Here is a 13,220-nt window from a genome sequence, read left to right on the forward strand (position 1 = left end):
GGCCATGGAGGCAGTGTAGTCCCACCACCACTATTGGGAGTAAGAATTGTCCCGTCTTGAATATCGCTTTTTAGTAATTGACTCGCTTCGTTTGAAATCGTGACTTTTTCACCTGGCTGTAAAGGATTGCTTGGAGCAGATTCTAAACCCAAGCTGTTTTGAGCTGCTCTCGCTGTAGTCTGTGGCGAAACATAATTGAGATAATTCCCTAATTTTGTTTGGATATCCATTACTGGCCTCTTTTAGTGATTTTCATGTAGATTTTATACAGGAAGTGCGTTGGTAACATGCGGGTCAAGACTTTCGGCATTTTCGCGACCACAAGCTCTTTTTGAGAAGCATCCTCAACATTGTTGTCATCCTCGCTGTCCAAAAATCCGTTTTCGAACAAGAAGCTTAATGATAACTCTAACCAGCGCTCCATTTTTATCTTGTCCATATCATTATCATCCTTTGGTCGTGCGCAAGCTATCCACCGCTGTAGAACATACACAGTTGGTACACTTTGGTTTTTCTCCAACTTATGGACATACGACTTACTTATACCCACCATACCGGCAAAAGTGCTTGCGTCCAAACCTGTGTTTTTTCTAAGTTCGTATAACTTACAACCAATGTCCACTATATTCCACACCCGATCTGCATTGTAAGAAAACTATCGACTATTTATAACATCGAATGTTCATTAAATAAACAGTTATGGCCAATAGTAGACGCACCTTTATGTACTATTAAAGCTGGATGTCGGGATGAGCGGGCATGGATGTTTCGTATTCTAGCCTCTTTTCTATACCTATCGCCAAATCCAGGTTCTTTCTTTGGCGACTGGAGTGACGATCGCTGCATTGGTATTTTCAACAAACTTACGGACACGTAAAAATATACCGGATCACGTCGATTTAAGTTCAGGCATTACCACGAGCAATTTAATCGCGTTGTTGTTTGAGCAAATAATCAATCTTTTACATAAGACTGGTGAACATTTTGACATCCTGCATCACGGCCAAAGAAGCGCTCACTTGCTACCTGCTTTTGTATAGGGTTTCTGGCTGCAGTGCTGACGAATTAAAATTTAGTGAATAGACATACATCAAATCACAGGGCTCAATGATGACATTGTACTGGATGCGTTTTTATCAAATGACTGGCTTAGAAGTGTCGTTCTGTGTTTCATTGCTCCTGTGGTTGTCTCATGAGCGTGCTGCAGCGAAAGAACTGCTCTTTTGGATGGCCTATTCGCAAAGCATAAAAAGCAGGCGCATGATATTCGCTTTACGACGTATGTTACCTCTGGAGTACATCAAGGAATATCTTAGTGGGCGTGTTGATATCACGATTTCAAATGTCCGTGAGGCGAATTTCGACCTTTTTTACAACGAGAACTGATACCACTTGGTTCGATTACATATCACTCAGTAACATAGTGACAAAAAAACTTCGACCTCAGCTGGGCGAACCGCCTGCAAACAAGCAGGCGGCATCGTCGCTTAAATCACTGAGCCTAAATCACTTAGCCGCTGAGAGTTGCAAGTCCGGGATAGGTAGTTCAATCAGGTGCTTATCGACTTTTCCGCTGGCTAAAAATTGTTGGATAAGCTTGAGCACTTGCGGCGAACTTTCCAGCAAATTGTGGCCGCCGTAACGCACTGTCACCAGTTGTTTTGCGGTGAGTCCGGCCACTGCCTGTTGTTGCTCGGCCAGATAAGTGCGGCCATCGAGGGTGCCGCTGAACACCAGCGTGGGGATGGCGTGGGTGGCTTCCTGACGAAAGGCTTCGCCCAAATCAAGTCCCGGGATGCTGCCGTTTAACTGTGGCATTGGGAAATTCAGCATGCCGCCGATCAGAGCGCTTGGTTGCTGCTGATTGAACAACAACTGCCGCTTTGGGGAAATACCGGATGCCAGATCGGTCATTAATGGCATTAATCGTAGCTGGATTGGGCCGGCAGCGAATCCGTCAAAGATGCCACTGCTGATAAGCTCGGTGAGTATGGGCTTCATCGCCTCGGGTTGTGCTTGTAAACCTTGATATAACTGCAATAACTGACCCAAACGCTGGTTTGGATCGGCCAAAGACATCGAGGTCAGCAGCTGTAAATGAAGGCTCTGAAACAAAAATGGACTAGTTTTACCGTCGGCCTGCGGCAGGTTGAGCTCAATAGGGGTGCGTTTTAGTTGGGTCAGCACTTGCTGCATAAGCGCTGCAATATCCGGCCAGAGGGCTTGCTGAGCTGGGTCCAGCGCAATCAGTTGCTGCACGCGCTGTAAATACAAACTGGTTTGAGCCGGCAGCTTCACGGTTTGGTCCAAGCCTTCGACACTGGCAAGTATCAGTTTATCCAGCCGTTCCGGCATTATTTTGCTGGCCGCCAATGCCAGATGCGTGCCATAGGAAATGCCCCATAATGTGAGTTTGTTGGCACCCAGATGCTGACGCAAATCATCTAAATCCAATGCATTTTGTACTGTGGTATATCCGAGCACGTCCGCGCCTTGTTGCTGCCAAAACTGGCTACACTCCTGAGTCGCCTGTTGGTGCAGTGCGCTGAATTTTGGTTCGTCCAGCGGTTGCTGATCCTTGGAATGAGTAACCGGTACCACCACCTTCGACACACAATTTGGCATGTCGGCGGACAAACCGGTGCCGCGCTGGTCCAGCGCTATCACATCAGCATGCTGGCTTAAACCGGTAAACAGCGGATAGCGTGGACCTTTTGCGGTGTGAATGCCTGAACCGCCAGGGCCACCGGCCAGATACACCACCGGCGAGCCCGGTTGGTCGGTGTGTGCCGGAAAACGCACATAATGTAGTTTCAGCTGACGGCTACCCGCACGCTGGCGATTTTCCGGCACCATAAAAAAACCGCTGAATGCGGCAATGCTCTCGCCGTTGCCAGCAGTAAACTGAATGGGGGTTTCGTTGGCGTACAGCCGTGGTTTTTTGCTGACTGCCGCCGCTGTCACAGCGTTGCTATCGATACCACTAAAAGTCAGAGCATGCGCCGGAAAAACGCTCGCCCCAACAGCACTGATGCTCAGCAACAATACCCGACCAAAATTTTTGCGGTATTGACCGCTTGTACTTATATATTTCAATAACATAACATGCTCTCCTTGGTTTACTTTGTTGTAGTAAAGCAAGACCGTTCCAGCACGGCGAGTGCTATTCTGCCAGCGGTATCGGAATGTACAGCGCAATCGCTGAACGGTGGTGCTTTTCCCGCTCAAAGGCGGACTTTTTTCACCCTATGGAGTTGTAAATGCAGACGTCGGATCCGGCCAAACTTCGTTTTTCCCGTTATGGTGCGGGCACGCTACTCCTGTTGTTTGTAGCTTGCCTGTGGCTGGTGTTGCGCCAACCAATGACGCCGCCGCAGTTGCAACCGCTGGAGATTGCCGCCTGGTGTGATGGTCAGCAAGTTCAGACCATGCCTACAGACTTTCGCGAAGTAGGCTGTCAGCAACAAAACGAAGTGACTGCGGATCCACAACATCGGCTGCTGTGGCTGCAGCTGCCATTTGAGCTGCCATTTGAAAAAAACCAGCAGTCAACCAGCCCCGCCGCTGTTGAGGCAGCACCACCGCAAGCTCTGTTTATTAGCGCCAGAGCCTCCAGTGCGGTGTATCTGAATGGCCAGTTGATCGGTCGCAATGGCCGGCCTGGTCTGGCGGCAGATGAAGTGCCGGGGGCGATGGACAGCCGTTTTTATCTGCCAGCGTCCTTATTGCGCCCTGGTCATAATCAACTGGTGCTGCAAATGTCAGCCCAGCATGGTTGGCTGACGTTAGCGCAACCCATTCATTTTATTGGTATTGGCCCCTATAGCGATGCCAATGCGCATCTGCAGCGGCACAGTGAACTGGGGTTGGTGCTGCTCGGCATTCTGCTGACCGGGCTGTTGTATTTCAGCGTATTGGCGCTGCGTAGTCAGCACTCAGGCCCGTTTGTTGATACCAATTCGTCGACCATGCCAAGGCGTTGGCAGGATACGCTGCTGGCGCTGCTGTGTTTTTTTGCCGCCGGTCAGTTATGGTTGGAAATGGTGCGGGGTCTGGTGGGGTATCTGTATCCGCTGCATGACCTGCGGCTGCTGGCCATTTTGTTTTGTGCCTGCGGTTTTGGCTGTTGTCTGTTGCTGCTTACAGCGCTGCGTTATCAACGGGCACAATGGCATTACTGGCTGACAGCCACAGTGCTGCTGACACTGCCGGTGCTGGTATGGCTGGACAGTTTTGATGCGCGTATTGCAGTCGCAACTTTATTACCCATTTGTATTGCAGCCTTGTTGGCTACACTACGCTGGCGCATCGCTGATAAGCAGGAAGATCCGGCTGCTGACGGTGCCGGTAGCAGTGCCTTGTTATTGTTGTTGTACGTACTGCTCGCGGTACTGCTAACCGGTATCTTCCAGGAAATCCTGGCTTTTGTGCTGCTGACGCTGCTGCTGTGCGCGTTGTTTATTGAGCAGGCGGTGCAACATCAGCATCAACAACAGTTACAACTGGCCGATCAGCAGTTAATTCAGCAATTGCAACTTCAGCTCCAACAACACAGGGTCCCCGAACCAACGGCGAATCTGACGTTAGCCAGCGCCGGTAAAGTGCAGTTATTGCCGGTTGATGAAATTGCTTATTGTCAGGCGGCGCGCGACTATAGTGAAATCTGGCTGCTGGACGGTCGTCAACAGCTCTATAGCGGCACCCTGAGAGCGCTGGAAGAGCAATTACCGGCGCGGTTTATCCGGGTGCACCGCTCTTACCTGGTGAATGTCCGGCACGTCCGGCAATTTCGCACCACCACCGATGCCGACAGTGGCAGCGGTGCGGTGTTATTGCTGGCCAGCGGCCAACAGGTGCCGGTCAGCCGCCGGTTGATCCCCGCAGTGCGCAGCGCCATGCAGGAGGTTGTTGCGGCTTAGCGCTGATGCTTCAGTTGCTAATCTCAGCGGCCTGATATTCGCCCTCAGGAACTTCAAACTCTGCAGCGGATGCTTCGGCTTCCAGTTCGGCGGCGCGTATAGCTGCCAGCCGCGCCAGAACCTGCAAGTTTTTTTCAAGTTTGCGGGCAGGGGGCACCACCATGGTGGTTTTCAGGTTCATCTCGGCGTCGGGTAATGCTGAGAGTGGTAAATGGGTGATCCGCGCTTGCTGAAAAGGCAGGCTGGCAGCTTCGTATAAAATCACTTCGTGATGAAGTGGATAGTGCTCAGCCAGCAAGTCAACTAGCACCTGGCGATAGGCGCCGCCGGTGGCAAAACGGGCGTGGCTTTTATCGCCGGCGATGCCTACTTGCCACAACACCAGATAGGCTGTGGGGTCGATATTACGTTGATAAAACATATACTGGCTGGCTTCAAAATACTGACAACCGACTTTACCCGGGTCAATGCCAAGTTCAGCATGTAAACAGTCAGCAGAGCTGATACCAGGCTCCATATGAGCGGTGTAACCTTCGGCGCGAGCCAGTTCAATCACCTTATGTGGTGCGTAAGCAAAGACGCCGGGGTGACCATAAAAAGCACAAACCACCTTTTTGCCGAGCCGCACTTCGACTAGCATTAAATCAATCATCTCTTGATAGGTTACATGGCGCGATTTACCTTCAGCATACAGCGGCGCAAAACTACGCACATCTGGATGCATTTCTTTGAGCCAAAGTTCGGTAATTCCATCGGCCACCCCGGCAAAGACCACATCGGCATTTTCAATATAACTGCGTGATAACGGGCTGATATGCGAACCTAACGTAATACCGGTGCCAACGATCACAATGCTGCCTGGCTGCATGGGAATTCCTTAGAGTGTTATCAAATGAAACTGCTGTTAAGTTCAGGCTTCAGCCAGAGCGGGTTGCGGTTTGTCAAATTGTTGTTCGGAAAATTGCTGGCTGAGTGTGCGCAGGTAGCTGATGTTGTCGGCAGTTGCATGTAATAAATAGCTATTGAGCTCAGCACTTTTTTTAAGCGCAGCAGGGGCGTCAACAAAACCAAAGTGTTTGATATGTTTCACGGCGCCAAGGTTGCGTGGGTCAACACAGGCCAATAACGCAGGCACTTTTGCGTCAGTAAAACAATGTAAAAACAATGCAGTCAAAGCTTCGTCGGCGTAACCTAAACCGCGGGCCGTGGCACTTAATATAATACCAAGTTCATAGGGAGCTTCTACAAAGGGTTTGGCTATCAACGAGATAAAACCAATGGCATCAGTTTGACCCGTCAATTGGATGGCAAAAAAATGCCAGCCGGAATCGGCTTTTTCGGTTTTTTTTAGGCAATTTTTAAAGAACACGGCACTTTGTTCTTTTTCATAACAAGGCCCGATATATTGCATCGTGACAGGATCAGCATGCAGCCTTTGATAAAGCTCCAGTTCTGAAGACGCAAGTACAGATAAACTTAAACGAACGCTTTGAATACACTTTTGAATAGGGTAGATCATAGGACGGCAGTAGCGCTTTCTTTTTGTTGCGTAGGTTCAAATAGCGTCACTTTATTACGCCCCTGATTTTTTGACAAATAAAGGGCGATATCGGCATCTCGGAACAGTTGCCGTAGTTCATAACCAGAGCGGTCGGAACATGTGACACCAAAGCTGGCGGTTATTTTAATGGGGTAGCCACTACCGTTACAGTCAATTTCTTCTATTGCATCACGTAAAATTTCGGCTAATAAAGCGGCTTTTTCGGCGGTACAGGCTGGTAAAAAGATGGCAAATTCTTCACCTCCAATACGGCCAAAAATATCCACATTACGCACGAACTGTCGGCAATGGCTAACAACAGCTTTTAACACCCAATCGCCGGTTAAATGACCATATAGGTCGTTCACTTGTTTAAACCAATCTAAATCAAAAATAATAAAAGCATCAGTCTGGCTTGTGGTTTTACTGCTACTAAGTAGTAGAGCAACTACTTTGGTAAAATAATATCTATTACTAATACCAACTAAACTATCGTTTTCAGCAATTTTCCGGTAAATGCGGGTATTACGAAATGCTCTAAAGGCAAAATAGCCCAATACCATTAAGATTGTTAAAAGCAGAGTAATAAACAGTTTTTTATTGTCATTTTCTACAGTCGCCAGTTCATTCTCAAGCGTTAGTAAAGTGTTGCTTTTTTCTAGCAGTGCAATCTGTTGGTTTTTATTTATGATTTCGTTTTTTGCCAAGTTGTAAGCGGTTTGCTGTAGCGAGATGGTGTTTTTGAATATTTTATCCGCTTCAATATATTGCTTATAAAATTTAAGTGCAGTGCTGGTGTTACCAAGCTTTTCTTCAATTTCTGCTTTTAATTTTAAACCATTGACCATTGGCTCACTTGAGAATGATATGTTTTTAATTTTAAAAAAATTATCAAGGGTTTTGCTAGCGGTGACGGTGTCATTTAAAAAATACTGCGCCTGACTCAATGTAACGTAATAGTGTCCTACTAAATGGACCGGGCCAATATCTTCGGCAGCACGCTTATGAAAATTCAGTACACTTTCAGCTTTTTCGAATTCTTTATGAAACAGATGGTACTTTGCAACCAACACCTGACCATACAATGCCATAATTGGTAGATTATGGCTTTTACAGTAATTTATACCATTCTGTATTTGACTTAATTCAATTTTCTCTGGAGTCAGCTCTTGCGTACTGTAATTGTTGTAAAACAAGGCATTACAACGAGATAGTCCTTGAACGCCAGTATCCAGCAGTTCCTGACTAGTATCTATTGTCTCCTGATAAAGCTTTAACGTCATATAGGTAATGATTGCTTGCACTTTTACACTTGGTTTTAATTCTGGATTTGAAACTTTATCAACAAGCTCAGATGCCTGGAACAAATAGCTAAAAGCAGCAGTCATATTTTGTTTAACGGTCATGACATTAGAGAGCAATAACAGAGTACGATATTGTAAATCAACAGAATTTCCAGTGATCAATGCTTGTTGGTACAGTCGGATTGCTTCATCATGATCGCCGATGACTTGCGTCTGGGAACCTAGGAGATAATAATAATATTGTTGCTGATTTTCTGTCAGTTTGTGTTTGGAGATTTGTTTTAATAATATTTGTAGTTCGCTGGGATTTGACGTTCTTGCTTTATCTGCTCGATCAAATAAAGAGTCTAAACTGGGTTCTGCTGAAGATGGTACTGCTACAAACAGCAATACCACGCTCAAAAGTGTAAGAAGCTTTTTCACTTTAATTATTATTGAAAATGAACTGACTGTTTAGTCGGTTGTTCTTCTTGTTCAACAGGCTGCTCTTCTTCCTCTGCAGGGTGCTCTGTCACACAACGATAAACCGGTACTTCCAACAATTCAGAGAGTGCTTCAACATTGCCTTGTAACAAGGCTTCTAATTGATTTTTGTCTGTTGCCGCATCGCTAAACATCGCCATCAGTTGTGCCTGACTTAATTGCTGTAATGCTGCATTGGTGCCCAGTTGCTCGATAACATGGATCAGTGACATATCTATCCCTAAAATTAGCTGAGTTGGAAATTCAAATTGATGCTGAACCAAAAGCTTCAGTCGGTTGTTACATCAACGTTTTGTTAATAGGTAATACGCTGGTTAAGACTAACTGAAGTCGCTTGTTTTGAAAAGGAAAAAAACAGGTACTGTGCGAAGTGCTGAGGGACCAATAATTGCTTTAAGGCAGGAGCTGCTGATGCAGGGATTCGGGGCGTTTGCAGCCAGTTGGCAAGTGTAGTAACGCTTTTGGAACACTAGGTCAAGGTTGGCCGGTTGGGCAGCTTGGCATTGCGGCCTTGTCCTTCAAAAACAGTTGAAGGACAAGGGCTTAACAGGTTTATTTAGTTGGGGCCACACACATCGGGCTATTTTTCACCACATAAGGCCGGATCAGCGGTGCCATGCCTTTCAGCACTTGCAGTGGTAGGGCGGAGGTGAAGCTGAAACCGTCGGCGCCTTTGCCCGGTACAAAAGCGGTCAGAGTGCCAAAATAGTTGTCGCCTAAGAAAAACACAAAAGTGGCAGTGCGGTTGTTAACGGTCGATGCCATCACTTTGCCACGCACCACCTGAGTGGCAACGCGGTTATCGCCGGTGCCGGTTTTTCCGCCAATTTTCAGCGCGCTGCCATCGGCTTTCATAAAGCTGCCAGTCAGACGGCGTGCGGTACCAAGCTCTGCCACCTGGCCTAAAGTTTTCTTCAGCGCCCGTGCCACTTCTGGTCGCATCACCCGTTCACCGGCACTGGCGTTATATTGCAGCATGGTTTCGTAAGGGGTTTTGGCAGCAAAATGCAGGCTGTCGATACGGATGGTCGGTAGCTTAATACCATCGTTCTGAATAATCCCCATCAGCTCAGCTAAAGCCGCCGGGCGATCGCCAGAGCTGCCGAGCGCCGTGCCTAAAGACGGCACTAAGTGGTCAAAGGCGTAACCCAGCTTGGCCCAGCGTTGGTGGATATCGAGGAAGGCTTCTACTTCCAGCATAATGCGGATGCGGTTGTCGCGGGCGCTGCGATTGCTGGTTTTAAATAACCAACGATACACTTGCTGGCGCTGCTCGCTGCTTTGCGCCACGGCGTCGTTAAACTTAGCATCGGGGTTTTTGTTCATGTAGCTCAGTAACCAAAGTTCCAGCGGGTGCACTTTGGCGATATAACCCTGATCCGGCAGGCTGAATTTGCCCGGGCCATATTTGTTATAAAGCTCGTTTAGTTTTTTCGGCGTGAACTGTTCATCCGGCAGCTTGTCGGTCAAAAAGCGGCTGAATAGCGCAAAGTCAGACTCAGGTAATAAATAGCGATGCACTGCAGCCAGCCGGTCTGGCGTTTGTTTTAAGCCGTCAAAAAACACTTCAAGCCGTTCATCGGCCGGTTTTTGCTGATACTTGCGCCAGAATTTACGCAAAAACTCGGTGCCTTCTTTATCGATAAAGCGGCGCAGGTATTCTTCCCGTTTTGGATCTTTATCGCTGCGCAGCAATAACGAGCTGCTGCCAAGCGTTTGATAACTACTGGAATAAGCCACGATATCGCGCATCAACCTAACAAATGGCAGGTTATGTGATTGCTGTAGCGACTCGGCCACAGTCGGCACTTTGCCATTTTCTTTGTTGTCGAAGTTATTAAATACCTGTAAACCACCACCGGTAAAAAACCGTTCGGCAGGCGAGGCAGAATAGGTCCGCTGCAAGGCGGCATCCAGCATGGCAGTCAGGCTGCGATCGGAGGTTTGCGCCATATATTGTGAGGCCCAGCGGGTGATATGGTCTTGCGGCGCAATGTCCAGATTCAGCAAGTTGACCGGTAGTTCGTCAGCGAAACTCTGGTGTAGCTCGGCGACAATTTCCAGATAGGTCGCCAGCACCCGCAGTTTGGCGGTTGAACCCAGTTCCAATTTACTATGTTCATTTAAATCAAAAGGTTGGTCTGTACTGTCGGTTTGCACCCGGACTCTGTTACCGTCCGCGGTTTTTTCAAATAAAGTGAAACTATATAAGACTTCGGCGGTGCCTTTAGCGCTTAACAGCCGCTCACCAATCAAACCATATTTGGCGGCGGTGTCGGGGTTGGCCAGACTGCGTAAATAGGAGCTGACTTTTTGCTGTACTTCACCATGCAGCGCGCTGTGGGCGTTGAGATCTAACCGGTCCAGATCGTACATCGGTTGATTCAGTAAATTGCCTAACCGCAAGCGGGCGGCGTTAATGCCTTTACGCGCATCCTGTTCGGCTTGTGACTGGTTCGGTTTGGCGCGCACGAATGTGAGTTTCTGTGATAATGCTGAATCGCGTAAGGAGGCATCAACAATACCGGCATTGGCCAGAAGCCGGATATGGCTGTCAGTCAGTTCTTCCAGATCGTCGTGGCCTTGCAGTAAATAATACGAAGGGCGGCGCTGCGCAATCATCAACGCGACAATTTGCCGGAAATATTGTGCCCGTTCACTGGCCGTTTCCGCTTGTTCCGGGTTGCTCAGCAACTGATTGGCTTTAGTAAAATCGCTGCCAAACCAGGCATACAGCGCATCACCAACACCATGCACTTCACCGTGGCCAGGAGCTGAAGATAAAGGCACCGTGTTTAGATAATCTTGCACAATGCGCGTGCGCATGCCCATGGTATTGGTGCCGTGGGCATAAACGCGGATAGTGCCGGAGATGATTTGCACCGCTTTGTCTTTAAAGCTGCGGGTCAAACCTTGCGGCGAGTGCCTGAATTTTTCAATCTGGGTGGCGAGGGTACTGCCACCGGCCGACTGACCACCGACCGATAATACTTTCCCGACCTGGCTGGCTGCCGCCATGATAAAGCGTGGCCAATCCATCACAGGGTTGGCCATCGGCGGAATGCGCAGTAAATTACGGTTTTCAATAAACAGCAGGCTATGCGCGACGACCAACGGAATGTCGCGTGGATCGCGGTAGACGCGCTGCGGGTAATTAAAATCAAATAAAGTTTCATTGCGGCAATCGGCTAAAAACAAGCCGGATTGTACTTTTTCGCGATAAGGCGGGAATAATCCCTGCTCGGCGTAACTTTGCAGCGCTGGTGAAAATTCGGTTTGCGCCATAATGCGAAAATTGCGTTCCTGCAATCTTGGCAATAATTGCGGTAACCGGCTGTAGCCATGACGCTCGTCAAAAGGGCCGGCTTGTGGATACACGATGTTGTTGGATGGACCCGATTTTAATTGATAGGTCAGGGTCTTGGCGTATTCGCTGATCGGTTTGGCGCTGTAGTTTGCGGTATGCATTTCATATGCAACCAGCACAGCCCCAGCAATCAGTAATAGGAGTAACAACCAAGGGATCAGGCTTCGACGCGGTTGTGCTGGTTGCCTTACAGTTGTGTCGGTTTCGCTGCTGTAGGATTTCGGCGCAGAAGGTTCGCGGTAATTATCAAACTGCATTTTTTCAACTGACGGGGGCGTAGGCAACGTAATTTCCATTTAGAGTGGCGGCTGGCTCAGTGGCGGATTTTAACCGGTTTGCCCGGTCATTGCAGCTGAATTTTCTAAAACTATGTTGTAACGAACATTCACCGAAGCGCAGAATTTTCCATTCTGGCTTCGGTGCTTGCGCTATTAATGGTGGTGATGGCCGCCAACACCGTGCGCATGACCATGGGCAATTTCTTCGTCAGAGGCGGCACGTACGTCCAGCACTTCGAAATTGAACGTCAGCGTCTTGCCAGCCAGTGGGTGGTTGGTGTCGACTTCCGCTTTAAACATGCCGATTTTGACGATAGTGACCTGGCGTGGGCCTTGTTCCGTCTCAACGACGGCGGTCATGCCGGCTTTCCATTTTTTGGCGCCTTGCAGATGTTTTACCATCACGCTTTGGATGGCGTCGTCACGGCGCTCGCCGTAAGCATCGCCTGGCGTTAACACCAGATCCAGCGTGTCGCCGATGGTTTTGTCGGTGAGGGCAGCTTCAATCGCTGGCAACATATTCTGGTGACCGTGCAGATATAACAGCGGTTCGCTTTGGGCTGAGCTTTCCAGCAAGCCGTTTTCATCACTGAGTTTATAGTGCAGTTGCACCACGGTATTTTGGCTGATCTTCATGAATAAAAAGTTCCTGATGGACGAAAAGGCCGCCATTATCCTGAGTTGTCAGGCAAAGTGCGACCTTTTTTTCCGGTTGTTGTCGTGAGCTAGTCAGCTGAACTTAGCAACATGAATTAGTCATGGCCACGGTGGTAATGGCGTTTTTCCTCACGATGGCCGTGGTCGCGATCCTGATAGACATAGACTTTTTCGTACTGACGTGGCCGGTAATCCACTTCTACAAACTGCACCCGCTGCTGACAAGCGCCGTAGTGATGGCAATATTTTCTCCAATGTTTACGGTGTTTTTTCGGTGCCTGCACCAACACGTATACGGGTTGCGGCGCGTATTGTGGCGAGTAGTCGTGATGGACATACACCGGCTCGCGATAAACGGGTTGGTGGTACACCGGTTGATGATAAACCCGGACGGCCGGTTGTCCGACGTTGATTTGCCCATACACGCCCGGCTGAATTTGACCTTGTACGCTGATACTGACATCCGCGGCCTGCGTTTGCGGAACCAGTAATGTGCCGATGGTGAATAAGCCCGGCAGCAGCATTTTTTTCAGATTTTGTAGCAGTTGTTGCCAACGGCTACGCTGGGCTTTTTCTGCTAGTGGTTGGTTTGTGTGGTTTGTGTGGTTTGTGTGGTTTTTTTGCTGAGAGTTGTGGTCATCCTCAACCGGGATGTCGCATTGAACCACACGG

Annotated in this window: 12 protein-coding genes and 1 pseudogene; 2 read left to right on the forward strand and 11 right to left on the reverse strand. The window is 48.6% G+C overall.

Translation table 11 applies throughout. The annotated features are described in order from the left end of the window. The 3 genes and pseudogenes from EOE67_RS16770 to EOE67_RS21115 form a co-directional block, all read right to left on the reverse strand. On the reverse strand, positions 1-230 hold a 230-nt coding region (locus tag EOE67_RS16770; RefSeq protein ID WP_164852406.1), incomplete at its 3' end, for a hypothetical protein. Further along, positions 230-439, reverse strand: coding sequence for a hypothetical protein (locus tag EOE67_RS20865; RefSeq protein WP_240652853.1), 210 nt, complete (start codon positions 437-439; stop codon positions 230-232). The genes EOE67_RS20865 and EOE67_RS16770, both read right to left, overlap by 1 nt. 48 nt (positions 440-487) lie before the next feature. Next, positions 488-634 (reverse strand): annotated as a pseudogene (locus EOE67_RS21115) (helix-turn-helix domain-containing protein); the annotation flags it as partial. A 476-nt stretch (positions 635-1,110) separates the two neighbouring features. Between EOE67_RS21115 and EOE67_RS20560 the strand changes: the two are divergent. After that, a complete protein-coding gene (locus EOE67_RS20560; RefSeq protein WP_164852407.1) occupies positions 1,111-1,386 on the forward strand; it encodes a hypothetical protein in 276 nt (91 codons plus the stop codon). A 120-nt stretch (positions 1,387-1,506) separates the two neighbouring features. Here EOE67_RS20560 and EOE67_RS16780 read toward each other — a convergent pair whose 3' ends face one another. Beyond that, on the reverse strand, positions 1,507-3,102 hold the full coding sequence (locus tag EOE67_RS16780; RefSeq protein WP_206099644.1) for an alpha/beta hydrolase: 1,596 nt from the start codon (positions 3,100-3,102) through the stop codon (positions 1,507-1,509). A gap of 158 nt (positions 3,103-3,260) precedes the next feature. Here EOE67_RS16780 and EOE67_RS16785 point away from each other — a divergent pair, with 158 nt between their 5' ends. After that, positions 3,261-4,919, forward strand: coding sequence for a LytR/AlgR family response regulator transcription factor (locus tag EOE67_RS16785; RefSeq protein WP_127700490.1), 1,659 nt, complete (start codon positions 3,261-3,263; stop codon positions 4,917-4,919). A gap of 10 nt (positions 4,920-4,929) precedes the next feature. On the opposite strand, the gene EOE67_RS16790 is transcribed toward EOE67_RS16785, so the two are convergent. From EOE67_RS16790 to EOE67_RS16820, 7 genes are all read right to left on the reverse strand, one after another. Beyond that, on the reverse strand, positions 4,930-5,787 hold the full coding sequence (locus tag EOE67_RS16790; protein WP_127700491.1) for an SAM-dependent methyltransferase: 858 nt from the start codon (positions 5,785-5,787) through the stop codon (positions 4,930-4,932). Positions 5,788-5,829: 42 nt separating this feature from the next. Beyond that, positions 5,830-6,438: a GNAT family N-acetyltransferase gene (locus EOE67_RS16795; RefSeq protein ID WP_127700492.1), complete on the reverse strand. Its 609-nt coding sequence runs from the start codon at positions 6,436-6,438 to the stop codon at positions 5,830-5,832. Next, a complete protein-coding gene (locus tag EOE67_RS16800; RefSeq protein ID WP_127700493.1) occupies positions 6,435-8,186 on the reverse strand; it encodes a tetratricopeptide repeat-containing diguanylate cyclase in 1,752 nt (583 codons plus the stop codon). The genes EOE67_RS16795 and EOE67_RS16800 overlap by 4 nt, the downstream gene beginning before the upstream one ends. Before the next feature lie 8 nt (positions 8,187-8,194). Beyond that, positions 8,195-8,458 (reverse strand): hypothetical protein, encoded by a 264-nt coding sequence (locus EOE67_RS16805; protein WP_127700494.1) that lies wholly within the window; start codon positions 8,456-8,458, stop codon positions 8,195-8,197. 340 nt (positions 8,459-8,798) lie between these two features. Then, positions 8,799-11,870, reverse strand: a complete 3,072-nt coding sequence (locus EOE67_RS16810; protein ID WP_240652854.1) for a transglycosylase domain-containing protein — start codon at positions 11,868-11,870, stop codon at positions 8,799-8,801. Positions 11,871-12,044: 174 nt separating this feature from the next. Next, the gene (locus tag EOE67_RS16815) at positions 12,045-12,527 is read right to left on the reverse strand and encodes an FKBP-type peptidyl-prolyl cis-trans isomerase (RefSeq protein WP_127700496.1); all 483 of its coding nucleotides are present in this window, start codon (positions 12,525-12,527) and stop codon (positions 12,045-12,047) included. Positions 12,528-12,643: 116 nt separating this feature from the next. Next, positions 12,644-13,072 carry a hypothetical protein gene (locus EOE67_RS16820; RefSeq protein ID WP_127700497.1) on the reverse strand — a complete coding sequence of 143 codons (429 nt, stop codon included), beginning with the start codon at positions 13,070-13,072 and terminating at the stop codon, positions 12,644-12,646. Positions 13,073-13,220: the final 148 nt, after the last annotated feature.

The sequence above is a fragment of the Rheinheimera riviphila genome (assembly GCF_004005945.1).
GTDB classification, from domain to species: Bacteria; Pseudomonadota; Gammaproteobacteria; order Enterobacterales; family Alteromonadaceae; genus Pararheinheimera; species Pararheinheimera riviphila.

What these genes read in the sequence shown, in the direction of transcription:
- EOE67_RS16805 (WP_127700494.1), bottom strand. Translation starts at nt 8,458, where the DNA reads ATGTCACTGATCCATGTTATCGAGCAACTGGGCACCAATGCAGCATTA.
- EOE67_RS16815 (WP_127700496.1), bottom strand. Translation starts at nt 12,527, where the DNA reads ATGAAGATCAGCCAAAATACCGTGGTGCAACTGCACTATAAACTCAGT.
- EOE67_RS16820 (WP_127700497.1), bottom strand. Translation starts at nt 13,072, where the DNA reads ATGCTGCTGCCGGGCTTATTCACCATCGGCACATTACTGGTTCCGCAA.
- EOE67_RS16780 (WP_206099644.1), bottom strand. Translation starts at nt 3,102, where the DNA reads ATGTTATTGAAATATATAAGTACAAGCGGTCAATACCGCAAAAATTTT.
- EOE67_RS16795 (WP_127700492.1), bottom strand. Translation starts at nt 6,438, where the DNA reads ATGATCTACCCTATTCAAAAGTGTATTCAAAGCGTTCGTTTAAGTTTA.
- EOE67_RS20865 (WP_240652853.1), bottom strand. Translation starts at nt 439, where the DNA reads ATGGACAAGATAAAAATGGAGCGCTGGTTAGAGTTATCATTAAGCTTC.
- EOE67_RS16790 (WP_127700491.1), bottom strand. Translation starts at nt 5,787, where the DNA reads ATGCAGCCAGGCAGCATTGTGATCGTTGGCACCGGTATTACGTTAGGT.
- EOE67_RS20560 (WP_164852407.1), top strand. Translation starts at nt 1,111, where the DNA reads ATGACATTGTACTGGATGCGTTTTTATCAAATGACTGGCTTAGAAGTG.
- EOE67_RS16810 (WP_240652854.1), bottom strand. Translation starts at nt 11,870, where the DNA reads ATGCAGTTTGATAATTACCGCGAACCTTCTGCGCCGAAATCCTACAGC.
- EOE67_RS16785 (WP_127700490.1), top strand. Translation starts at nt 3,261, where the DNA reads ATGCAGACGTCGGATCCGGCCAAACTTCGTTTTTCCCGTTATGGTGCG.